This window comes from Desulfarculus baarsii DSM 2075, assembly GCF_000143965.1.
In the GTDB taxonomy this organism is placed as follows: domain Bacteria; phylum Desulfobacterota; class Desulfarculia; order Desulfarculales; family Desulfarculaceae; genus Desulfarculus; species Desulfarculus baarsii.
Window position 1 is genome coordinate 2528051 of the sequence record NC_014365.1, and the last position, 20301, is coordinate 2548351.

General features: G+C 64.9%; 24 protein-coding genes, 2 pseudogenes and 1 riboswitch. Of the genes and pseudogenes, 13 read left to right on the forward strand and 13 right to left on the reverse strand.

The features are described 5' to 3' along the window. Positions 1-242 precede the first annotated feature (242 nt). The 4 genes and pseudogenes from DEBA_RS19055 to lepB all read left to right on the forward strand — a co-directional run. A pseudogene (locus DEBA_RS19055) lies at positions 243-431 on the forward strand (calcium/sodium antiporter); the annotation flags it as partial. Between the two features lie 25 nt (positions 432-456). After that, a pseudogene (locus tag DEBA_RS18935) lies at positions 457-663 on the forward strand (calcium/sodium antiporter); the annotation flags it as partial. Beyond that, complete coding sequence (locus DEBA_RS11360) at positions 646-1173, forward strand: sodium:calcium antiporter (protein ID WP_280985147.1); 528 nt, start codon at positions 646-648, stop codon at positions 1171-1173. The pseudogene DEBA_RS18935 and the gene DEBA_RS11360, both read left to right, overlap by 18 nt. 90 nt (positions 1174-1263) lie before the next feature. After that, positions 1264-1998: a signal peptidase I gene (gene lepB, locus DEBA_RS11365; protein ID WP_013259079.1), complete on the forward strand. Its 735-nt coding sequence runs from the start codon at positions 1264-1266 to the stop codon at positions 1996-1998. 73 nt (positions 1999-2071) lie between these two features. Here lepB and lpdD read toward each other — a convergent pair whose 3' ends face one another. Then, positions 2072-2476 (reverse strand): prenylated flavin chaperone LpdD, encoded by a 405-nt coding sequence (lpdD, locus tag DEBA_RS11370; protein WP_013259080.1) that lies wholly within the window; start codon positions 2474-2476, stop codon positions 2072-2074. A 10-nt stretch (positions 2477-2486) separates the two neighbouring features. Then, positions 2487-2996, reverse strand: a complete 510-nt coding sequence (locus DEBA_RS11375; protein ID WP_013259081.1) for a hypothetical protein — start codon at positions 2994-2996, stop codon at positions 2487-2489. Between the two features lie 296 nt (positions 2997-3292). Here DEBA_RS11375 and DEBA_RS11380 point away from each other — a divergent pair, with 296 nt between their 5' ends. The 3 genes from DEBA_RS11380 to DEBA_RS11390 all read left to right on the forward strand — a co-directional run bounded on the left by DEBA_RS11380 (position 3293) and on the right by DEBA_RS11390 (position 6020). Further along, entirely contained in the window at positions 3293-5236 is a 1944-nt protein-coding gene (locus tag DEBA_RS11380; RefSeq protein ID WP_013259082.1) for an ASKHA domain-containing protein, read from the forward strand. Positions 5237-5336: 100 nt separating this feature from the next. Continuing rightward, positions 5337-5744, forward strand: coding sequence for a phage holin family protein (locus DEBA_RS11385; RefSeq protein WP_013259083.1), 408 nt, complete (start codon positions 5337-5339; stop codon positions 5742-5744). Beyond that, positions 5745-6020 carry a hypothetical protein gene (locus DEBA_RS11390; RefSeq protein WP_013259084.1) on the forward strand — a complete coding sequence of 92 codons (276 nt, stop codon included), beginning with the start codon at positions 5745-5747 and terminating at the stop codon, positions 6018-6020. It abuts the gene before it with no gap. A 93-nt stretch (positions 6021-6113) separates the two neighbouring features. Here DEBA_RS11390 and DEBA_RS11395 read toward each other — a convergent pair whose 3' ends face one another. Continuing rightward, positions 6114-6362, reverse strand: a complete 249-nt coding sequence (locus DEBA_RS11395; RefSeq protein ID WP_013259085.1) for an FmdB family zinc ribbon protein — start codon at positions 6360-6362, stop codon at positions 6114-6116. A 78-nt stretch (positions 6363-6440) separates the two neighbouring features. On the opposite strand from DEBA_RS11395, the gene xth reads away from it, so the two are divergent. Next, entirely contained in the window at positions 6441-7220 is a 780-nt protein-coding gene (gene xth / locus DEBA_RS11400; RefSeq protein WP_013259086.1) for an exodeoxyribonuclease III, read from the forward strand. Here xth and DEBA_RS17175 read toward each other — a convergent pair. Beyond that, entirely contained in the window at positions 7210-8295 is a 1086-nt protein-coding gene (locus tag DEBA_RS17175) for a GGDEF domain-containing protein (protein WP_013259087.1), read from the reverse strand. The two genes, xth and DEBA_RS17175, sit on opposite strands and share 11 nt — an antisense overlap. 662 nt (positions 8296-8957) lie before the next feature. Here DEBA_RS17175 and DEBA_RS11410 point away from each other — a divergent pair. Then, entirely contained in the window at positions 8958-9308 is a 351-nt protein-coding gene (locus DEBA_RS11410; protein ID WP_013259088.1) for a hypothetical protein, read from the forward strand. A gap of 68 nt (positions 9309-9376) precedes the next feature. On the opposite strand, the gene DEBA_RS18175 is transcribed toward DEBA_RS11410, so the two are convergent. Then, on the reverse strand, positions 9377-9616 hold the full coding sequence (locus DEBA_RS18175) for a hypothetical protein (protein ID WP_148227857.1): 240 nt from the start codon (positions 9614-9616) through the stop codon (positions 9377-9379). Between the two features lie 72 nt (positions 9617-9688). On the opposite strand from DEBA_RS18175, the gene rfbB reads away from it, so the two are divergent. From rfbB to DEBA_RS11430, 4 genes are read left to right on the forward strand one after another with little or no spacing between them, the layout of a single operon-like run. Further along, a complete protein-coding gene (rfbB, locus tag DEBA_RS11415) occupies positions 9689-10741 on the forward strand; it encodes a dTDP-glucose 4,6-dehydratase (protein WP_013259089.1) in 1053 nt (350 codons plus the stop codon). Between the two features lie 26 nt (positions 10742-10767). Continuing rightward, positions 10768-11688 (forward strand): dTDP-4-dehydrorhamnose reductase, encoded by a 921-nt coding sequence (gene rfbD, locus DEBA_RS11420; RefSeq protein WP_043815684.1) that lies wholly within the window; start codon positions 10768-10770, stop codon positions 11686-11688. A 10-nt stretch (positions 11689-11698) separates the two neighbouring features. Further along, on the forward strand, positions 11699-12568 hold the full coding sequence (gene rfbA, locus DEBA_RS11425) for a glucose-1-phosphate thymidylyltransferase RfbA (protein WP_013259091.1): 870 nt from the start codon (positions 11699-11701) through the stop codon (positions 12566-12568). A gap of 32 nt (positions 12569-12600) precedes the next feature. Then, positions 12601-13062, forward strand: a complete 462-nt coding sequence (locus tag DEBA_RS11430) for a dTDP-4-dehydrorhamnose 3,5-epimerase family protein (RefSeq protein ID WP_013259092.1) — start codon at positions 12601-12603, stop codon at positions 13060-13062. Positions 13063-13109: 47 nt separating this feature from the next. On the opposite strand, the gene DEBA_RS11435 is transcribed toward DEBA_RS11430, so the two are convergent. The 8 genes from DEBA_RS11435 to DEBA_RS11470 all read right to left on the reverse strand — a co-directional run bounded on the left by DEBA_RS11435 (position 13110) and on the right by DEBA_RS11470 (position 20204). After that, positions 13110-14324 (reverse strand): tetratricopeptide repeat protein, encoded by a 1215-nt coding sequence (locus tag DEBA_RS11435; RefSeq protein ID WP_013259093.1) that lies wholly within the window; start codon positions 14322-14324, stop codon positions 13110-13112. After that, on the reverse strand, positions 14321-14959 hold the full coding sequence (locus DEBA_RS17180; protein ID WP_083778991.1) for an energy transducer TonB: 639 nt from the start codon (positions 14957-14959) through the stop codon (positions 14321-14323). The genes DEBA_RS11435 and DEBA_RS17180 overlap by 4 nt, the downstream gene beginning before the upstream one ends. A gap of 8 nt (positions 14960-14967) precedes the next feature. Then, a complete protein-coding gene (locus tag DEBA_RS11445) occupies positions 14968-15399 on the reverse strand; it encodes an ExbD/TolR family protein (RefSeq protein ID WP_013259095.1) in 432 nt (143 codons plus the stop codon). A gap of 3 nt (positions 15400-15402) precedes the next feature. After that, on the reverse strand, positions 15403-16011 hold the full coding sequence (locus DEBA_RS11450) for a MotA/TolQ/ExbB proton channel family protein (RefSeq protein ID WP_013259096.1): 609 nt from the start codon (positions 16009-16011) through the stop codon (positions 15403-15405). Positions 16012-16014: 3 nt separating this feature from the next. Then, positions 16015-17403 (reverse strand): MotA/TolQ/ExbB proton channel family protein, encoded by a 1389-nt coding sequence (locus DEBA_RS11455; RefSeq protein ID WP_013259097.1) that lies wholly within the window; start codon positions 17401-17403, stop codon positions 16015-16017. Then, positions 17400-18176, reverse strand: coding sequence for a DUF3450 domain-containing protein (locus tag DEBA_RS11460; protein WP_013259098.1), 777 nt, complete (start codon positions 18174-18176; stop codon positions 17400-17402). The genes DEBA_RS11455 and DEBA_RS11460 overlap by 4 nt, the downstream gene beginning before the upstream one ends. Positions 18177-18322: 146 nt before the next feature. Beyond that, a riboswitch (cobalamin riboswitch) is annotated at positions 18323-18542 on the reverse strand. Between the two features lie 19 nt (positions 18543-18561). Next, a complete protein-coding gene (locus DEBA_RS11465; RefSeq protein WP_013259099.1) occupies positions 18562-19317 on the reverse strand; it encodes an RsmE family RNA methyltransferase in 756 nt (251 codons plus the stop codon). Next, the gene (locus DEBA_RS11470) at positions 19314-20204 is read right to left on the reverse strand and encodes a 50S ribosomal protein L11 methyltransferase (protein WP_187288551.1); all 891 of its coding nucleotides are present in this window, start codon (positions 20202-20204) and stop codon (positions 19314-19316) included. Before DEBA_RS11470 ends, DEBA_RS11465 begins: the two co-directional genes overlap by 4 nt. Positions 20205-20301 lie beyond the last annotated feature (97 nt).

Consider the following 20301-nt stretch of genomic DNA (forward strand, 5'->3'; position numbering starts at 1 on the left):
CAGCCTCCCCTTTTTGCCGCCTTCAGTCAGGCTAGCAGGAGCTCTTGCACTTGCAGAGCCCGCGCTGGGTGCGCTCGATCTTCTTGATCTTCATGCTCGCGTCTCCCGGTTTTGGCCCCTTCGTGGGGCGGTTGATGGTTTAAATTCTGCGGCCGATTATTTTGTTTGTCAAGGCCAAATCAAGGCAAAGTTGGCGTGGGCGCGGGCCTTTGCTATACTGGCCCGACGCGAAAGGATGCTTCATGTCCGAAATCCTGCTTTGGTTCGTGGTGTTGGCCGGCGCGCTGGCCGTGTTGATCAAGGGGGCCGACGTTTTTGTCGAGCAAGCCGCCACTCTGGCCCGGGCCCTTGGCGTCTCCGACGCCATCATCGGCGTGACCCTGGTGGCCCTGGGCACCAGCCTGCCCGAATTGGCCGCCAGCCTGGCCTCGGCCCTGGACGGGGCGGGCGAGTTCGTGGGCCGGCACGGTGGTGGGCTCCAACGTGGCCAACATCGGCCTGATCATGGGCGCGGCGGCCCTGGCCTTTCGCGGCTTTTCGGTGGGGCCGCAACTCATGCGCCTGGACATGCCGGTGCTGATCGTCTCGGCCTTGGTTTTGGCCCTGATGCTGCAAGACGGGCGCGTCGAGGCCAGCGAGGGCGTGGTGTTGCTGCTGCTCTACGCGGTCTACCTCAGCCAATCCCTGCGCCGCCAGGCCGATGACGACGCCCCCCGCCAACGGCCGAGCCTGAAGACGTGGGCCTATCTGCTGGCCGGCGTGGCGGCCATCTACTTTGGCGCGCGCTACACCGTCGAGGCCGTCAACAAGCTGACCACGCTGTTGGGCCTGGCCGACGTTTCGCTGTTGGCGCTGACCGTGGTGGCCGTGGGCTCCAGCCTGCCCGAACTGGTGGTCTCGCTGACGGCGGCCAAGAAAAACTACCACGACCTCAGCGTGGGCAACGTGGTCGGCTCCAACATCTGCAATTCGTTTTTGGTCATGGGCGCGCCGGCGTTGATCCAACCACTGCCGGTCAGCCGAGCGGTGGCCGATGTGGGGCTGCCGTTCATGCTGGCCATCAGCCTCGTCTTTTTGGTCATGGCCCACAGCGGTCGGGTCAGCCGGCATTTCGGCTTGATTTTGCTGTTGATGTTCGGGTTGTTCATCGGCCGGACCATGGGCGCGCTCTAGGCCCGACCACCGGCGGGAGAATATCGTTTACAGCCCCGCCGCCGGCGGCTATGCTTGCCCTCGGCGCAATGCACTCTAGCGGAGAAAACCATGCTTTTCGGCTCTCTGGCCCAGGCGGGCAAAGCGACCCAAGAGGACGGCCAAAACGACAAAAAAGTCAAGTCGACCTCGCGGGAATACCTCGAAGCGCTCTTGTGGGCCCTGCTTTTGGCCGTTCTGATCCGCGGCTGGGGCGTGCAGGCGTTCAAGATACCATCCGGTTCGATGATCCCCACGCTGTTGGTGGGCGATCACTTGCTGGTCAGCAAGTCGTCCTACGACTTCGTGATATTGGACAACGAGTTTCACATTCCCTTTGGCACGGGCGAAGAGTCTTTCCTCAAGATGCCCTGGCCGGCCGTCTCCATCCAGTTGTCCGACCCCGAGCGCGGTGACATCATCGTCTTCCGCTTTCCCGAGGATCGCTCCACCGACTTCATCAAGCGCATCATCGCCCTGCCCGGCGAGACCGTCGAGGTGCGCGGCCGCGACATCTTCATCGACGGCCGCCAGATCCAGGACGACTGGGGCCAACACGCCGGCGGCCTGCCCGACCCCGGCTGCCCCAAGCAGTATCGTTTCGGTCCGATCAAGGTGCCCGAGGGCCAATACTTCGTCATGGGCGACAACCGCGACAACTCTCGCGACGGCCGCTGCTGGTTTGGCGGCCAGGGCGGCTTCGTGCCGCGCAAGGACATCCTGGGCCGGGCCTTCATCATTTATTGGTCGTGGGAAAACTACGGCTGGGGCGTGCGCTGGGACCGCATCGGCAAGTTGATTCACTGACCAAAGCCGCGTGCGAAACAAAACGGGCCTCCCGCGAGGGGTGGCCCGTTTTGTATTTTGCCGCGCATATGGCTTAGGCTTCTGGAGCCGGCCCGGCCGTTCCGGCGTGGGCGGCCAGGGCGGCCACGATCAGCGCCGGCAGTGCGGCGGCGTTTTGCATCACCAGCGCCAGGCCGACCTGATCCAGGCCGTCCCAGTGCATGCCCGCGCAGACCACCACCTGGCGATCGAGCGCGGCGGCCAAGGCCTTGGCCAGTTGGCGGGCCAGGTCGTCTTCCTTGTGGCCGGCGCGGCAAAGCACCGAGACGTCGGCGCTGGTTCCGCCGCCGGGGCGCAGGCTGGGCCGTGGGCTGGCCATGGCCACGGCGCCCACGTGGGGGCTATCGCCGCCATCGACCACCACCACCAGATCGGGCCCGGCCAGAAGGCACCGGGCCCGCAGGTTGTGGCTTGGGCCGTTGCTGCAAGCCTCGATCACGACCGCGGCCCTATTGCTGGGGCAGGCGGTTTTCGAGCTGCTGCATGCGCTGCAAGAGGATGTCGAGCTTGTTTTCCAGCGACTCCAGGCCGCTTTCGAGCTTTTCCAGGCGCTTTTCGGTGAGGGCGTCCGGCGCGCCGCCGCCCTGCTGGCTACTGATGGGGGCCGAAAGGGCTGGATGGCTGAGCACCACCGGCGCGTTGCTGGGGGCCTGGCTGGCGGCCTCCTTGCTCTTGGCCAGCTTGACGTTGATGCGCTCGCCGGTCTTGAGGTTGAGCATGATCTTGTTGCCTTCCAGCAGGCGGACGGGGTGACCGGGCAGCCAGTTGTAGGCCACGTCCCAGTCATCGGGGTTGGGCACTTTCCACTCCGAACCGTCGGTGAGGAAGACATTTGTGCCCAGCTCCGTGATTTTCTTGACGATCAGGGTTTGCTGGCTGGCCATGGCCTGGCCCGAAAACACGGCGCAACAGGCCGCCACCAGAATGGCTATGACAAAAATGCGCTGCCGCAAAAGCATGCTTTGCTCCTCGAGTTGGGGTCAATCAAAACCTGGCCAAATTGAAGCACAGGGTTTGGGTTTTGTCCAAAAATAAGTTTGCCGGCCGGCCGGCCTAGGCGGCTTGACACCTATAACACCCTATGATAAGGCCATATTGTGACAAAATTAACCTGGCGCGACCGCCCGGCAAAAAAGTCGCTGAAGCGCCTTCAATGCTGGCCGAACTGACCCAGGCCCGCCATAATCCTTGTTATGCGAGGTCATTTCCGGAGCGCCCTCACCCAGTGACGTGCCATTTACGAGGAAGTTGACGGATGAAAATCAGATTCGAGCCCTTCGAGGTAGAGATCGACGTGGAGCCGGGCACATCCGTGCTGGAGGCTTCGCTAAACGCCGGCGTGCACATCAACGCCTCCTGCGGCGGGTCGGGCGTGTGCGGCAAATGCCGCGTCAAGGTCTTGTCGGGCCAGTTCACCGGCGGCGAAAGCGAAAAAATCAGCGCCGAGGACGCCGCCCAGGGCTATCGCCTGGCCTGCACGACCATCCCCACCTCCGATCTGGTGGTCGAGGCCCCGGTGCACGCCGCCCGCGACACCGCCGCCCTCACGGCTTTGGCCGCCGGCACGGCCCAGACGGCCAAGCTCATCGGCGCCGAGGAACTCAAGGCCGCCGGCCGCTTCGACCCGGCCCTGGCCAAGGTTCCCGTCACGGTCGATCCGCCCAGCGCCACCGACAACATCAGCGACGTGGGCCGCCTGCTGCGCGGCCTGCGCAAGCTTGGCGAGAGCCACTTCGCCTTTCGTTTCGAAGCCATCCGCGATCTGCCCGACGCCTGGCGCCAAGGCAACTGGACCGTCACCGCCTCGATCATGCGCGCGGCCACCCGCACCGGCAAGAACCAGGTCATCCACGTCGACGCCGGCGACGCCAGCCAGCGCAACATCGCCGCGGCCATCGACCTGGGCACCACCACCGTCTGGGCCCAGTTCATCGATTTGGCCAGCGGCGAGATCCTGGGGGCCGAGGGCGACTTCAACGCCCAGATCGGCTACGGCGAGGACGTGATCACCCGCATCATGTACGCCCGCAAGGACGGTGGCCTGCGTCGCCTGCAAGAGGCCGCGGCCAACTCCATCAACGAGGTGCTACGCAAGCTGGCCCGCAAGACCGGCGTGGACCTGGCCGAGGTCAACCTGGCCACCATCGCCGGCAACACGACGATGACCCAGCTCTTTCTGGGCGTCAATCCCCAGTATATCCGCCTGGACCCCTATGTGCCGGCCGCGGCTTATTATCCGCCCGTGCCGGCCCACCAGTTCGGCCTGGCCTTCAACGACCACGTGCCGCTGTTGATCTTCCCGGCGGTGGCCTCCTACGTGGGCGGCGACGTGGTGGCCGGCGTGATGGGCTCGGGCATGCACGTCGACGAGCGCCTGACGCTGTTCATCGACCTGGGCACCAACGGCGAGGTCGTGGTGGGCAACAAGGACTGGATGGTCTGCGCGGCGGCCAGCGCCGGCCCGGCCTTCGAGGGCGGCGGCATCAAGTTCGGCATGCGCGCGGCCAAGGGGGCCATCGAAAACTTCTCGGTGGACCCCTTCACCGGCGAGCCGTCCATCGTCACGGTGGGCCGCGGCCGGGCCAGGGGCATCTGCGGCTCGGGGTTGATCGCCACCGTGGCCTCCATGCTCATGACCGGCATCATCGACGAACGTGGCAAATTCAACGTCGATCACCCCAGTGATCGCCTGCGCGTGGGCGAGGACGGCCCGGAGTACGTGCTGGTCTGGCAACAGGACGGCGCGTTGGACCGCGACATCACCCTCACCGAGCCCGACATGGACAACCTCATCCGGGCCAAGGGGGCCATGTACGCGGCCTATATCACGCTGTTGGACTCGGTGGGCCTGACCGTCCACGACCTGGACCGGGTGATCCTGGCCGGCGGCTTCGGCCAGAGCATCAACATCGAGCGGGCCCAGATCATCGGCCTGCTGCCGGAGCTGCCGCCCGAGAAGTTCATCTTCGTGGGCAACGGCTCGCTGCTGGGGGCGCGCCTGGTGTGCATGAGCAACCGCCTGCGCGAGGAAGTCACCGAGATCGTGGAAAAAATGACCAACTTCGAGCTGTCGGTGGCCCCCAAATACATGGACCATTACATGGCCGCCCAGTTCCTGCCTCACACCGAGGCCAACGTGCTCTTCCCGGGCGTCCACGCCCAGATCGCCACGGTGCGCGACATGTTGCGCCAAGCCTGACGCCGACGGGCGTCCGGCCATGCAGGCCGGGCGCCCGCCTTTTTTGGGCCAGCCGACTGCCCCGTTGCGGGGCCACGACCGCTGTGCTAAGCTTGAGGTCATGAAAAAGGGAATAATTTTTCGCTGGATAGTCAACGCCCTGGGCCTGCTGCTGGTCAGCTGGATGTTCGACGGCATCTGGGTCAAGAACATCGGCTGGGCCTTTGTGGCGGCCATTTTCCTGGGCGTGTTCAACGCCGTTATCCGCCCCTTGATCATCCTGCTCACCCTTCCGCTGACTTTCCTGACCATGGGCCTGTTCATATTCCTGATAAACGCCCTGATGCTGTGGTTGACCGGCTGGCTGTTGGCCGGTTTCGAGGTCAACGGTTTTTGGGCGGCGGTGGGCGGCTCGCTGGTGCTCAGCGCCATCAGCATGGCCGCCAACAGCCTGGTGGGCGACCGCGGCGGCATCGAGGTCATCGAGCTGCGTCGCGGGTCGGGCGGTCGCTGGGAAACGAGGGGTTAATTGGCCGAAGACAGAAGCTGCGTGCAGATCAGGGTCGATTCGTGCCTGGGCGTGATCCGCGACGTGTGCCAACGACTGATGGCCGAAAACGTCAGCCCGCGCATCATCGAGCAGCTCCAGCACCTCAACGAGATGCTATCGCTGATCGACCACCACGAGGTCAGCGAAAGCGAACTGACGCGTATCGAAGGCTGCACCAACCAGCTCATGGGCGAACTGGGGTTGTTGTTCAGCCACCAGGGCATCACCGCCCTCTACGACCGCACGGTGCATTAGGGGGCTTCGCCGTCGCCACGGAGGCGCGATCGGCGGGAGACGGCCGCGAGGGGCCATGCTCCCGCTTTTTTGTTTGCGCGCGGCGTTGAAAATCTAGCGGGTGTGGCCGGGCAGGGTAATGGAGGCGCACGAGCCGCGTTCGCCGCAGGAGCGGCTCTGCACGCCGCCGGCCGGGCCGGCTGGCCCGCCGCCGCCGACGACCACCGACCCGGCGCTGATCAGGCGAGAGATCTCGGGGCTTTTACAAACGGGACACTGGGCGTTGAGGGCGTCGTCGCTTTTCATGCTCAGCAACTCGAACTCGTGGCCGCAGCCCTCGCAACGAAACTCGTAGATCGGCATTTGCATCCTCCCGCATGGTTGGGCCAAGTGTAGCGCCCGGCGCGGCCCCTGGCAAGCCGGGGCGGAAAGGCTCCCGACATGGACTGGACCATCGCCTCCTTCAACGTCAACGGCCTGCGGGCCCGGCTGGGCATCCTCGGCGACTGGCTGGCCCACAACCAGCCCGACGCCGTCTGCCTGCAAGAAACCAAGGTCCAGGACCAGGACTTTCCGCGCCAGGCCGTGGAGGAGTTGGGCTATCACGTGGCCTTTCACGGCCAGAAGAGCTACAACGGCGTCGCCATCCTCAGCAAACGGCCGGCCGACGAGCACGGTCACGGCTTTGGTGAGCTGTGGGACGACGATCAGGCCCGGCTGCTCTGGGCCAAGCTCGACGGCCTATGGGTGATAAACGTCTACGCGCCCCAGGGCCGCGACCCCTCCGACCCGGCCTTTGCCTACAAGCTGGAGTTTTTCCGTCGCCTGCGGGCCTGGCTGGAGGCCCGTTTCAGCCCTGGCGAGGCCCTGGTCTGCTGCGGCGACTTCAACGTCGCGCCCCAGGACATCGACCTCCACGACCCGGTCAAGCTGGCTGGGCAGGTGGGGTGCCACCCCGACGAACGAGCGGCCTACGCCAATGTGCTGGATTGGGGCCTGGAAGACGTCTTCCGGCGGCTGCATCCGGCGCAAAAGCAGTTCACGTTCTGGGATTATCGCCTGCGTGGGGCGCTCAGCCGCGACCTCGGCTGGCGCATCGACCACATCCTGGCCAGCGCCGGCCTGGCCCCGGCGTGCGGCCAGTGCCTGGTGGACATGGCCCCGCGCCGGCTGGAAAAGCCATCGGACCACACGCCGATCTTGGCCCGCTTCAGTCGATAGGCGCGGCGCGGACCTTGTTGCGGCCACGTTCCTTGGCCTGGTAGAGCGCCTTGTCGGCGGCGTCGAGCAACTGGCTGGCTTCCTGGCCCGGCCGCCATTGGGCCACGCCCAGGCTCACGGTGAAGCCGCCGATGGCCTCGAAAGGCGGAGCTTGCGAATTGGCCTGGGTGGTCCGCCTGATTTTTTCGGCCACCAAGAGCGCCTGATCCAACGGGCAATCCAACAACACGACCACGAACTCCTCGCCGCCCAGGCGGCCAAGCAGGTCGGTGTTGCGCACGCACTCCCGCAGCCAGCCGGAGAACAGGCGAAGGGCCTCGTCACCGGCCAGGTGGCCCAGGCGATCGTTGAGGCGTTTGAAGTGATCCAGGTCGGCCATGATGATCGAAAGCGGTGTTTCCGAACGCTGGCAGCGGCGGATTTCCTCCTCCAGGCGCTGGTGGGTGTAGCGATGGTTGAACAACGAGGTCAGGCCATCGGTGATGGAAAGCTCGGTGAGGCGATGGTTGGCGTCACGCAGGCGCTTGTTCAGGTCGTCGAGGTCGTTGCTGCGGGCCTCGGCCAGGGATTTTAGCTCCATGATGCGGCTGAGGTTGTCGATCATCTCGGCCACCAGGCCATAGTGCTCGATGGCCACGGCCAGGATCGTGCCCATGGAGCGCAAAAAGGTCAAGCGGTCAGGGTCGTCGCCCGGCGCGGCGTCGGCCGGCCACAGCACGCTCAATACGCCGATTTTGACATCGTAGCCATCCAGCGGCAGACAGGCCAGGCCGGCCAAGTGCAGCGCCGTCAATTCGGCGCGGCCCTGCTCGACCGCTTCGCCCCGGCGCATGGCCATGGCTTGAGCGGTGGAGCCCTCGGCCGACAGCTTGGCCCAGGAATGAATACGCACAGGGTCCAGGCCATGGCTGGCCACCAGGTTCAAGGCCTGATCGTCGCCATCGACCAGATGCAGGCAGGCCATGACGCCTGGCAAGGCGATGCAAATCTCGGCCAAGGCCTGATCGAAAATGGTGCTTACATCCAGTTCGGAATGCTTGGCCATTGCCGCGACAGTGCGGCCCACAGCCTCCATTTTGGCCCTCAGGCCAGCCAATAATGATGTTTCGTTAGCCTGATTCAACGCGCGGTGTCTTTCAGCCCGAGGTTGCGTGGCCACCTCATTATTAAGCCGCGGCGGCCGTTGTGATGGTTGAGGCGTGGCTCATTGCTAAAATTATAATATTATGCGCCTCGGCGCGCACATCTTTCTGGCGTCGCGCCGCGCCGCATCGTGGGCATGGTTGCATGCTAAAGCACATCGGCCTTGGCGCGTCAATGGCCAAAGCATGAAAACGATCTCGACATGCCGCTAGTAAAATATGTAGGTCAAAAACCGGGCAATCCGCCGTGCGGGTGAGGGCAAATCGTTTTTTGCGCGACATGATTGCTTCGCCACGACATTCTCGCCTGGGCCGTGAACCGGCGGCTACACACTGCGTTCGACGAACAATTCCGCCATCGCCAACGGCCAACGTCAACTAATGACTTCCAATATGGCCCGATGAGCCGTGCGGTCCACTACGCGAAAAATATACGTCCCGCTGTTTTGACGCGCCGCGCAACGGCCATTCGCCGTTTTTTGGCTTCATGAAGCCGGCGAGTGCTTTGACATTTTTGCACTTGCAAATGTTTCCAACAGCAGGTAGTTTTTTTAATAAGATGTATCGACAACAAAATTACTTTGGAGAATGGGTCATGGCCCGCAAATCAAAGTGGAACGAAGAAGATCGCAAATCCTTGCTCAAAATGGTTCAAGACGGCGTCGCCGAGCAAGAAATTCGCGAAACGCTAGCATATAACGGAAAGCCCATGACCGCCGTTGAGTTTGCCCAGCAACTCAAGATGGCCATGGTCGATTCCGGGCAGATCAAACAAGCGGCGAAGACCAAAACCGCCGTTCAAGCCAAAGTCTACGAAGTGACGGCCAAGGGTCGCCTGTCCATCACCGATTTCGAAGAAGTCACCGGGTTTGGCGTCGGCGCCAAGTTCGCTCTGGAAAAGCCGCGCGGCAAGTCTAAGTCCTGGCGGCTCGTGCCCGTTGACTGAGCGTTATCGCCTCGCCGCTGGCAATACAATGCTTCGCGTCGATAAAACGCGAAGCATTGTATTTTACGTCACGGCGCGACGCCATGCTCGCGCATTTTCGGCACAGTTTTTTCACATCGCGGGCTGATTTGACTTGGCGAATAGTCACCCGCCGCATGCTTATATTTATGGTTCAGCCAGCGCCATCGGTTACAAAAAACGTCGCCGGCCAGGGTGTAATTTTGATTTTCTTTCACGTCACGCACGACGCGGCGGAGCAAGCCGTGCGGGCCAAATCGCCTCAATAGGCTTGAATCGCTTATGATCATGGCCCATAATCAGCCCTGTCCCCGATCCGCCAGCCGCCGCGCAACCCGCGGCCACGCAACATGGAGCCGCGCATGAGCATCATCGTCACGGGAGGAGCGGGCTTTATCGGCTCGGCCCTGGTCAGTCTGCTGGTCGACCAGGGCGAGGAAAAAGTCGTCTGCCTGGACAAACTGACCTACGCCGCCAACCCGGCCTCCCTGGATCAGGTGGCCGACAAGCCCAACTTCGTCTTCGAACGGGCCGACATCTGCGCGGCCGACGAAGTGGCGCGCATTTTCACCCAACACAAGCCAACGGCCATCATGCACCTGGCGGCCGAATCCCACGTGGACCGATCCATCGACGCGCCAGGTCAGTTCATCCAGACCAACATCGTCGGCACCTACACCCTGCTGACCCAAGCCCTGGCCTACTTCGAAACGCTGCCCGCCGCCGAGCGGGAGCGCTTTCGCTTCTTGCACGTCTCCACCGACGAGGTCTATGGTTCGCTGGGCGAAAGCGGCCTGTTCACCGAGGACATGGCCTACCGACCAAACTCGCCCTACGCCGCCAGCAAGGCCTCGTCCGACCTGCTGGCGCGGGCCTGGCGCGAGACCTTCGGCCTGCCCACGCTGATCACCAACTGCTCCAACAACTACGGCCCACGCCAGTTCCCCGAAAAGCTTATCCCCTTGATGATCATCAAGGGCCTGGCCGGCCAGCCCATGCCCGTTTACGGCAGCGGCCAAAACGTGCGTGACTGGCTGCACGTCGAAGACCACGCCGAGGCCCTGGCCCTGGTGCTGCGAAACGGCCGCCCGGGCCAGACCTACAACATCGGCGGCGATTCCGAGCGCGCCAACATTGAGGTCGTCCGGGCCATCTGCGCCGAGTTGGACAGGGCCCTGCCCGATTCGCCGCATCGGCCCCACGCGTCACTGATCCAATCGGTGGCCGACCGCCCCGGCCACGATCTGCGCTACGCCATGGATTTCAGCAAGCTCAACCGTGAACTGGGCTGGCGGCCCAGGCGCACCTTCGAGCAGGGCCTGGCCCAGACCGTGCGTTGGTACCTGGACAATAGCCAATGGTGGCGGCCGATCCTCGACGGCGCCTACGGCGGCCAGCGCCTGGGCCTGCGTTGATGAGCCGTTCGGGGCCGGAGACGCCGTTGGCGCAAAAGCGCATCTATATTCTGGGCGCCGGCGGCCAACTGGGCCGCGAGATGTTGCGCGCCACGCCGCCGGCGGGGCTGGGCCTACGCGGCTTCAGCCGCCAGGAGTTGGACGTCACCGATCCCACCGCGCTGATGGCGGCCATCGGCGCGGCCGATTGCGCGCTGGTGGTCAACTGCGCCGCCTACACCGCCGTGGACAAGGCCGAAAGCGACGTTCAGGCCTCTTTCGCCGTCAATGTCGGCGGCGTGGCGGCCATGGCCAGGGCCTGCGACGAGGCGGCCGTGCCGCTGGTGCATGTCTCCACCGAATACATCTTCGACGGCCGCAAAAACGGCCCCTATGTCGAAGCCGACCAGCCCTCGCCGCTCAACGCCTATGGCCAAGGCAAGGCCGAGGCCGAACGCCACGTGCGCCTGCTGGCCAAGCGTCACGTCATCCTGCGCACGTCGTGGCTGTTTTCGGCCCACGGCCACAACTTCGTCAAGACCATCCTGCGCCTGGCCCAAAGCCACGAACGCCTGCGCGTGGTCGTCGACCAGATCGGCTGCCCCACTCCGGCCAGGGACATGGCCGAGGCGATAATGCACATCGCCGGGCAGTTGCTCGCCGGCAAGCAAGACGGCTTCGGCACGTTCCATTATTGCGGGGCGGGCCCGGTCAGTCGCCTGGAGTTCGCCCGGGCCATTGTCGAACAGGCCCGGCCCCACCTTGGCGAAACGCCGGAGATCGCCCCTACCAGCCAGTCCGCCTTCCCCACTCCGGCCGCCCGGCCGGCCAACTGCGTGCTGGATTGCGCCAAGATAGTCAAGGCCTATGGTTTGGCGCAAAAATCCTGGGAGCCCGGCCTGGCCGATGTTATAACGGAGCTATACGCCAAAACGGCTGGCGAGGGCTCGGCGGCCGCCAAAAAATGAAAGGTGACATATGAAAGGCATCGTCCTGGCCGGCGGCTCGGGCACCAGGCTCTTTCCCATGACCCAGGCGGTCAGCAAGCAGCTTTTGCCGGTCTACGACAAACCCATGATCTACTATCCGCTTTCCGTGTTGATGCTCAGCGACATCCGCGACATCCTGATCATCAGCACGCCCCAGGATCTGCCGCGCTTCCGCCTGCTGCTGGGCGACGGTTCGCAATGGGGCGTCAACCTCTCCTACGTCGAGCAGCCCAGCCCGGACGGCCTGGCCCAGGCCTTCATCCTGGGCCGCGACTTTGTCGGCGGCGACAAAGTCTGCCTGATTCTGGGCGACAACATCTTTTTCGGCCAGGGCCTGCGCTCCTCCATGCGCGAGGCCATGGCGCGGCCCCAGGGGGCCACGGTCTTCGCCTATCTGGTGCGCGACCCCCAGCGCTACGGCATCGTCAACTTCGACCACGAAGGCAAGGCCCTGTGCATCGAGGAAAAACCGGCCCAGCCCAAGTCCAACTGGGCCGTGACCGGGCTGTATTACTACGATAATCAGGTTTTGGACATCGCCGCCGGGCTGAAGCCCTCGGCCAGGGGCGAGTTGGAAATAACCGACGTCAACAACGCTTATCTTCAGCAAAGCCAACTGTTTGTCCAGCGCATGGGCCGGGGCATGGCCTGGCTCGACACCGGCACGCCCGATTCGCTTTTGAAGGCGGCCAACTTCATCGAGGCCCTGGAATCGCGCCAAAGCCTCAAGGTGGCCTGCCCCGAGGAAGTGGCCTTCAACATGGGCTTCATCGACGCGGCGCAATTGGAGCGCCTGGCCGACGAGTTGGGCAAGAGCGCCTACGCCGGATATCTGCGGCTGCTGCTGCGCCAAGACTGAAAACGCGCCCACGCGCCCGAGGGAGAGACGACATGCAATTGATCAGCGGCGTTCACACAAAGCAACTCAAGGTCATTCCCGACGAGCGTGGGCGGCTGATGGAAATCCTGCGCCGCGACGATGAGATCTTCGACGGCTTCGGCCAAGTCTACATGACCACCACCCTGCCCGGCGTGGTCAAGGCCTGGCATCTGCACAAAAAACAGACCGACAACGTCTGCTGCGTCTTCGGCATGATCCGCCTGGGGCTTTTCGACGATCGCGAGGATTCGCCGACCCGCGGCGTGGTCAACGAGTTTTTCATGGGCATGCATCGGCCGCTGCTGGTGCAGATTCCGCCGCTGGTCTATCACGGCTGGAAGTGCGTAAGCCTCGAGGAGGCGTTGATCGTCAACACCGTCACCGAGCCCTACGACTACAAAGACCCCGACGAGTTTCGCCGCGACGCCCACGACCCGGCCATCCCCCTGGACTGGGCCCGCAAGGACGGCTAGGCGCTAGACGCCCCACGTCAAGCCGAAACGCACGAGCCGGCCTCTTTTCAGAGGTTCGGCTCGGCGTCTTCCTGGGCCTGGGTGGCGATCCAGGCCTTGACCGACTCCAGGTTGCGCGCGGCCTCCCTGGCGGCCTTGGAGCCTGGCGCGGCGTTCCGCAAGGCTTTGGCAAAGGCCTGCCGGGCCAATTCGGGCTTTTCCATCTGCCAAGCGGCGTAGCCGGCCATCAGACTGTTGCGGCCGTCCTTGTCGTCGATCTTGGCCGCGCGGCCAAAGGCCTCGTGAGCCTTGACATAGCTTTTTTGCATCATGCAGATACGGCCCACGGTCTCCCAGCGCTTGGCCGTGGGCCCTTTGTTGGCGGCCTTTTCGGCGGCCTCCAGGGCCTGGGGCAAGCGGTTGGCCGACAGATAAGTCTGGGCCAGCAGATCCCAACCAGCCGCGTCGGGCGTTGGGCCCAAGGCCTTTTTATAGCGCTCCACCGCGGCCAGGGGCGCGCCGGCGGCCCGGTAGAGGTCGCCCAGTTGACGCCACTCGGTCTGGCCCTTGGGCGGCTCCAGTTGATAGGCCACCTCCATGGCGGCCACGGCGGCCTTGTAATCCTTGCGCTCGGCCTCGATGGCCGCCAACAGCCGCCACAGGTCGACGCGCCCCGGCTCCTGGTTCATCAGCCGGCGCAATACGGATGCGGCCGCGTCATGGCGTTTGAGGCTCATCAGGCACTGCACCAGGGCGGTCAGCCAGTGCGCCTTGGGCTTGTCCTTGGCGCAGAGCCGCTCCAGATAGGGCAATCCCTTGGCCGGCTGCCCGCCAGCCACGTAAAACGCCGCCGCCGAATAAAGCAGCTCGTCATCGGGCTTGGTCGAAAGCTCGTAGGCCTTGAGCATCATCTCGGCGGCGGCCAGAGGTTTTTTTTGCTCGAAATAGACCAGGGCCAGGTTCTGGGCCGCCGGCGCGAAGCACGGGTAAAGCTCCAGCGCGCGCTGAAAATGGCTTTGGGCCTCGGCCATGCGCTTGACCTGATAGGCCAGTACGCCCCGCATCAGCGACAGACGATGGTCGGCCGCCTCGGGGTGCTCCTTGGACCAAGTCGCCAGGCTGGCCGCGGCCTTGGCCGGCTGGTTCTGGTCCAGGAGCTTTTGCGCGGCGAACAGCGCGCTCTGCACCGAGGCGGTCAGTTCGGGCTCGGGCGGACAGTCGGCGGCCGCGGCTGGCCAGGCCAGGCACAGCAGCCAGCAGATCAACAGGATGCGAAATCTCATTTGCCGTCCAGAGTAAAGCGCACGGCGGTTTCCACCCAAGTCTCCACCGGCGCGCCGTCCTTGACGCCCGGTTTGAAGCGCCAGCGTTGCACCGTGCGCAACACCGACTCCTCAAACACGCCCTTGGGGTCGGCCGCAAGCACTTGCAGGTGCATCACCCGGCCCTGGGTGTCGACCAGGAAACGAATCTTGACCGCGCCCTCGATGCCCCTGCGCCGGGCCAAATAGGGGTATTCCGGCGGCACGCGGCCATAGGCCATGGGTAGTTGATCGACCTGGCCCATGTCGAAGCGCCCAGGCCCGGGCGGGGCCACGGCCGGGCCCACGGCCAGCTTGGGGTTGACCTCGAAGGTCAGCTCGGGCTTGACCAGGGTGACGTCGGTGGCGCTGACGTCCAAACGCACCACTTTGGTCTCCAACTTGGGCGGCGGCGGAGGCGGCGTGGGTTCGGGCTCCTCCTCGGCCGGCGGCTTGATGGGCATGAACGTGGTCAGCTCGTAGGTCGGCATTTCCGCGGCGGCGTGTTGTGGTTGCTGCAGAAGCGGCGCCGCGCAAAACACCAAAACGTTGACGAGCGCGGCGCCCCCCAAGGCCAGGCTGGCGCCCACCCAACGCCCACCGCGTCTCTTTGTCATTGTCGCGCTCAATCGCTCCTCCTGTTGGCGGCCACCGAGACGTTCTTGGCCCCGGCCAGGCGGCATTGGTCCAACACCTCGATGACCCCGCCGGTGTTGCTGTCCCGATCGGCGATGATCACCACGCCGCCGCCGGGATCCTCGGCCAGGTAGCGCTCGACCAGACCACGCACGCTGCGCACGTCCACCTGGCGGCGGTCGATGAAGATCCGCCCCTGTTTGTCCACGGCCACCATCATCGCCGCTTTTTCGCGGGTGGTGGCCGTGCTGGCCGTTGGCCGCTGCACGTCCACGCCGGCCTCGCGCACGAAGCTGGTGGTCACCAAGAAAAATATGAGCAAAATGAACACCATGTCGATCAGGGGGGCCATATCGATCTGGGCCTCCTCGTTGATCGACTCCGATCCGAAGCGGCCCAGCCGGCCGCGCAGACTGATCATCGCCTAGGCCTCCTTGGATTCAAGCCAGCTGCCCACGGCCTTCTGGAAAGCCAGCAGCTCGTTCATGCGCCGACCAGCGGCCCGGCGCAGGGCCCAACCGGCCAACATGCCGGGCACGGCCACCATCAGGCCGGTCTGGGTGGTGATCAGGGCCTCGCTGATGCCGCTGGCCATGGATTGGGCGTTGCCGGTGCCGAAGATGCAGATCACCTGAAACGTCTCGATCATGCCCGTGACCGTGCCCAACAGCCCCAGCAACGGCGCCACCGCGACCAAAACCAGGATGGTGTCCAGGTAACGCCGCAGGCGCGGCCGCTGGTGGCGCACCGCCACATCCCACAGGATGGCGTCGCCGGGGCCGCCGTGGCTGGGCAAGTCGAGGTACATGGCCAGCGCGTCATAGAGCAATCCCCGCTTGGCCGGCGGCGGCGCGGCGTGACCCAACAGGCACTCCACGGCCAGATCCAGGTCGACCCTTTCCCGGCCCACGCGCCACAGCCACAGGGCCTTGGCCAAGATCAGCGTCCACAGCCACACCGACACCGCCAGCAACGGCCACATCACCGGCCCGCCGGCCAGGATGAAACCCCAGGCGCGGTCGAAAAACTCCACGCCCTACTTCTCCATCTTCATCAAGGCCGCGGCCAGGGCCAGGGCTTTTTCTTCCATGTCGCCGGCCAGGCGTTGGGCCTTTTGGCTCAAAAGCGAGGCCGCGATCAAAATCGGGATGGCCACGATCAGGCCGAACTCGGTGGTCAACAACGCCTCGCTGATGCCGCCGGCCATCAGGCGCGGGTCGCCCGTGCCATGGACGGTGATGACGTTGAAGGTGTTGATCATGCCGGTGACCGTGCCCAACAGGCCCAGCAAGGGCGATACGCCGGCCAAGACCTTGAGCACCTGCAAAAAGCGCTCGAGCCTGGGCGTCTCGCGCAAAATCGCCTCGGCCAGGCCGCTCTCGATGACCTCCTGCGGCTGGCCGACCAGGGCCAGGCCGGCCTTGATCACATTGCTGGTGGGCCGCCCCTTTTGCTCCTCGGCCACGCTGAAGGCGCCGGCCATGTCGCCCTGGCTCACCAGCATGGCCACTTCGCTCATCATCTCGTCGGTGTTGGCCCGCACCCGCCGCAAAAACACGATGCGTTCGCCAACCAAAACCAAGGCCAACAAGCCCACGAACAATATTGGCCACATCAACGGACCGCCGGCGACGAACGTCTCGCCCAACGTCGATGATTTAGCCATCTGCCGTAACGACGCCCCACCGCTGATGTCCATGTAGACGGCGGCGGTCTGGTCGTCGAAGTAGTCGTCCAACGAGCTCAGCACGTTCCAGGCGGGGTCGCCGCCGACGGCCAGAAGCTGGCCGCTGGCCTGGCCCAGGGTCAGGAAGCCGGTCTGGCCATTGCGGTAGATGGAGCAGAACCCGCCCAGGCGGATGATGTCGGCCTTGATCTGGTTGCCGTCGCGGTCGACGATTTCGCCCTCGCGCCGCACGATCTGGCCGGTGGCGGTCATCTCGCCGAAAAACAGGTCGACCAGGCGGCGGATGTCATCCAGGCCGGGAAAACGGCTCTTGCCGATGTAGGCGCGCAAGGCCTCCAGGCGCTCGGGATACTCGGCCGTCACCGGCGAGCGCTCGGCGATGGCCAAAAGCTCCCTGGCCTGGGCGCGCACCGTGCCGGTGAGCTCCTTCAGGTCGCCCTGCTTTTCGGCCACTTCCTGGCTCAGCTCGGCCTTGCGCTGGCTGACCGCGGTCAGTTGGGCGCGGATATCGGCCAGCCGGCGCTGTTTGGCCTCCAACTGGGCGCGCATGGCCGCCACGCGCCGCGCAAGCTCGGCCCGCTCCTGGGCGATTTCCTGGCCGGTCTGGGCGCGCTCGGCCTGGGCCTGGTGCAATTGCTGACGCACCGCCGAGGCCGCCGCGGGCAAGTTGGCCGCCCAAGCCACTTGGCACAGGGCCACGGCGGCCGCCGCACACAGCACGATCACGCGCTTTTTCATGGCCGGGCCTCCTTGGCCGGGGCCGGGCCCACGGGCAGCTCCACCAGGCTGATGACCCTGGTGCGGGCGGCCATGTCGGCGGCCTGGCCCAGTTCGCGGGCAAAATCGTCCTCGCGGACCCATCGGCCGCTGGGGCGGTCGAAGCGCCACGCCGTGCGGCCATCCAGGCCCAGGGCGTAGAGCCCCAGCCGGCCCAGGCGCAGCACCCGCACGCCCTTGGCCGAGCCTTCCAGGGTCATTTCCTCCTCCTTGACCTCCACCGTGCCGCCGTATTGGGCCTCGATGTAGAGGGCCTCCAACACGCGGCTGGCCTTCAAGGCCAACGAGGCGTCATAGTCGTCGAGCTTGGCCTTCAAGGACGCCAACCGGTCGTGGCGCTCCTTGGCCAAAAACGGCATGTCGGCGGCCACGAACTTGTCCAGCCGCTCCATGGTTTCATCCAGATAAGGCTCCAACTCGGCCCGGATGCGTTCGATCTCCCGCAGGCGGCCTTCCAGATCGGCCACCTTGGCCTTTTGCCCGGCCAGATAGGCCTCGCTCTTTTTGCACTGGCGCTCGGCCAACTCCAACTCGCGTTGCAGCGTCTCGGCGTCGTCGCGCAGTTTGGCCCTCTCGTCGGCCCACGAGTCGTAAGCCTTTTGCGTGCCCACGCGGGTATCCACGGCGGTCTTGGCGTCCTGGCCCACCTGCTGGGCCGTCGGGCCGCTCTGGGCCCAGGCCGCCCCGGCCGCGACCAGGCAGGCAATGGCGATAATTATCAGTGTTTTATGCATCTTCCGCGTCACACTCCCCGATAATAAAAAACCCCCAGTCCATAGCTATGGACTGGGGGACTGCACCCTGTTCTTGATCCCACCAGAATAATTCGCACCGGGCTAGAAGGTTCTTCCGTGAGCCCTTACCGATTCCTCGCGGTCAATGCGAATAATGTCAACTGGCAGGTCTTCTGGCTTCCGGGTCTCGCTAAAAAGCATCCAAGGCGCCGCGCCTTCCCGCTATCACAACCAACTGCAGTGGCCACCGGCTCTTCGTGAACCTTCGTGCGGCGTCTTGTCCCCGGTCACAGCGGCGGGACCGCGGTGGATTCGCACCACCTTCCCTATTAAGCCCTTTCGGGCGCCAGCATTGGTTGTGTTATTTACCCTAAACCCGCGTTTGTCAAGAGTGCATTTTAGCCGCATCGAAATTTTGCGCGCCAAAGCGGGCCACCGCCGCCACGGCCAGGCAGGCCGTCTCGGCCCGCAGAATCACCCCGCCAAGACCGCACGGCGTGAAGCCGACCGCCGCCGCACGGTCGACCTCGGCGGCCGTGAAGCCGCCTTCCGGGCCGATCAGCGCCCAGACTTCAGCCGGCCCCTCGGCCTCTGCCAAAACCTGGGCCATGGCCCGCCCGTCCTCGCCCTCGTACAAGATCAGCCGCGCCGCCCGCGCCGGGGCCAGGGCCAACAGCGCCTCCAAATCCAACGGCGCGAAAAACTCTGGCAACAGCGGCGCGCCGCACTGTTTGAGCGCCTGGCCGGCCAGACGCCGCCAACGCTCCAATCGCTGATCCTCGTCGCGCAGCCTCACCTCGCCGCGCGCCGCCAAAAAAGGCCGCACTTCATCGACGGCCAGCTCGGTCAGCCGCGCGGCCAGAAAATCCATGGCCGGGCCCTTGGCCAGGCCGGGGCAGATCACCAAACGCGGCCGCAAAGGCGTCAGGCGCTCCACGGCCTCGATCCGGCACGACGCCCCGCCCTTGCCCAGGCTGGTCAGGCGCGCCTTGGCCCGCCGACCATGGCCGTCCACCAGCCAGACCTCGTCACCCACGTTCAGGCGCAAGACCTTGCGGGCGTGGGCCGCCTCGGACGCGTCCAGACGCGCCTCCGGGCCGTCCAGGGCGGCGGGCTCCACCAAAAAACGCCGCCGGCTCATACCAAAACCAGCGCCCCCCAGCCGGCCAAGGCGTTTTGTTCGATCAGGCTCAGGCCCAGGCCCTCGAAGACCTGGCGCACCTGGTCGAGCTGGGTGGTGAGCATGCCCGAGCAGATCAGATAGCCGCCCAGCTCCATTTTGGCCCGCAACGGCTCGGCCAGTTCGATCAAGTCCTTGGCCGTCAGGTTGGCCATGACCAGGGCGAAGCGGCCGCGCACTTGCTCCAGGGACGTGTCCGAGACCTCTATCTGCGCGGCCAGGCCGTTGTGCATGGCGTTTTCGGCGGTGCAACGCACGGCCTCGGGGTCGATGTCGATGGCCACGACCTTGGGCACGCCCAGCTTGGCCGCGGCCAAGGCCAAAATACCCGAACCGCAGCCGACATCCAGGACGGGGCTGCCCAGGCGGCCTTTGTCGTCAAGACTTTCCAGGCGTTGCAGGCACAGGGCCGTGCTTTCGTGCTGGCCGGTGCCAAAAGCCTGGCCGGGGTCGATGACGATGAGCTTCTGGTCCTCGCCCAGACGCACGGACCGTTCCCAAGGCGGGGCCACCACGAAGGTCTGGCTGACGGCCCGGGGCTTGAAGTTCTGTTTCCAGTTTTCGCCCCAGTCCTGGCCGGCCAGATCCTTGAAGCACAGGCTCAGCGCGCCGGCCTGGCATTGTTCGGCCAGATCGTGGGCAAAGGCCTCGATGGCCGCCCGTTGGGCCGCCGTGTCGCCCGAACCCGAGAGATAGCCGATGACCCGCACCGCGCCGGCGGGCGCGTCCAGTTCGACGGTCTCCACGCCCGCGCCGGTTAGTTGAGCCAAAAAGTCGGCCGCGGCGTCGGCCTGGGCGGCCGGCGCTTGAATGGTTATCTGAATCCACGAGGAAATGAAGTCGCCCATGGCTGGCAGCTTGCGCCCTTTCCGTTGCAACTGGCTGATTAACAGTATAAAATGCCTCGACAACATCATATGTCATCCCACTGCAAAGGACAAGGCC

Bases quoted from the DNA above. Each gene is read 5' to 3' on its own strand.
- lepB (WP_013259079.1), top strand. From the start codon at position 1,264: ATGCTTTTCGGCTCTCTGGCCCAGGCGGGCAAAGCGACCCAAGAGGAC.
- DEBA_RS17175 (WP_013259087.1), bottom strand. From the start codon at position 8,295: ATGGAGGCTGTGGGCCGCACTGTCGCGGCAATGGCCAAGCATTCCGAA.
- DEBA_RS11460 (WP_013259098.1), bottom strand. From the start codon at position 18,176: ATGCATAAAACACTGATAATTATCGCCATTGCCTGCCTGGTCGCGGCC.
- DEBA_RS11430 (WP_013259092.1), top strand. From the start codon at position 12,601: ATGCAATTGATCAGCGGCGTTCACACAAAGCAACTCAAGGTCATTCCC.
- DEBA_RS11435 (WP_013259093.1), bottom strand. From the start codon at position 14,324: ATGAGATTTCGCATCCTGTTGATCTGCTGGCTGCTGTGCCTGGCCTGG.
- DEBA_RS17180 (WP_083778991.1), bottom strand. From the start codon at position 14,959: ATGACAAAGAGACGCGGTGGGCGTTGGGTGGGCGCCAGCCTGGCCTTG.
- DEBA_RS11465 (WP_013259099.1), bottom strand. From the start codon at position 19,317: ATGAGCCGGCGGCGTTTTTTGGTGGAGCCCGCCGCCCTGGACGGCCCG.
- DEBA_RS11445 (WP_013259095.1), bottom strand. From the start codon at position 15,399: ATGATCAGTCTGCGCGGCCGGCTGGGCCGCTTCGGATCGGAGTCGATC.
- rfbA (WP_013259091.1), top strand. From the start codon at position 11,699: ATGAAAGGCATCGTCCTGGCCGGCGGCTCGGGCACCAGGCTCTTTCCC.
- xth (WP_013259086.1), top strand. From the start codon at position 6,441: ATGGACTGGACCATCGCCTCCTTCAACGTCAACGGCCTGCGGGCCCGG.
- DEBA_RS11410 (WP_013259088.1), top strand. From the start codon at position 8,958: ATGGCCCGCAAATCAAAGTGGAACGAAGAAGATCGCAAATCCTTGCTC.
- rfbB (WP_013259089.1), top strand. From the start codon at position 9,689: ATGAGCATCATCGTCACGGGAGGAGCGGGCTTTATCGGCTCGGCCCTG.
- DEBA_RS11395 (WP_013259085.1), bottom strand. From the start codon at position 6,362: ATGCCGATCTACGAGTTTCGTTGCGAGGGCTGCGGCCACGAGTTCGAG.
- DEBA_RS11470 (WP_187288551.1), bottom strand. From the start codon at position 20,204: ATGGGCGACTTCATTTCCTCGTGGATTCAGATAACCATTCAAGCGCCG.
- DEBA_RS11380 (WP_013259082.1), top strand. From the start codon at position 3,293: ATGAAAATCAGATTCGAGCCCTTCGAGGTAGAGATCGACGTGGAGCCG.
- DEBA_RS11375 (WP_013259081.1), bottom strand. From the start codon at position 2,996: ATGCTTTTGCGGCAGCGCATTTTTGTCATAGCCATTCTGGTGGCGGCC.
- DEBA_RS11455 (WP_013259097.1), bottom strand. From the start codon at position 17,403: ATGAAAAAGCGCGTGATCGTGCTGTGTGCGGCGGCCGCCGTGGCCCTG.
- DEBA_RS11385 (WP_013259083.1), top strand. From the start codon at position 5,337: ATGAAAAAGGGAATAATTTTTCGCTGGATAGTCAACGCCCTGGGCCTG.
- DEBA_RS18175 (WP_148227857.1), bottom strand. From the start codon at position 9,616: ATGATCATAAGCGATTCAAGCCTATTGAGGCGATTTGGCCCGCACGGC.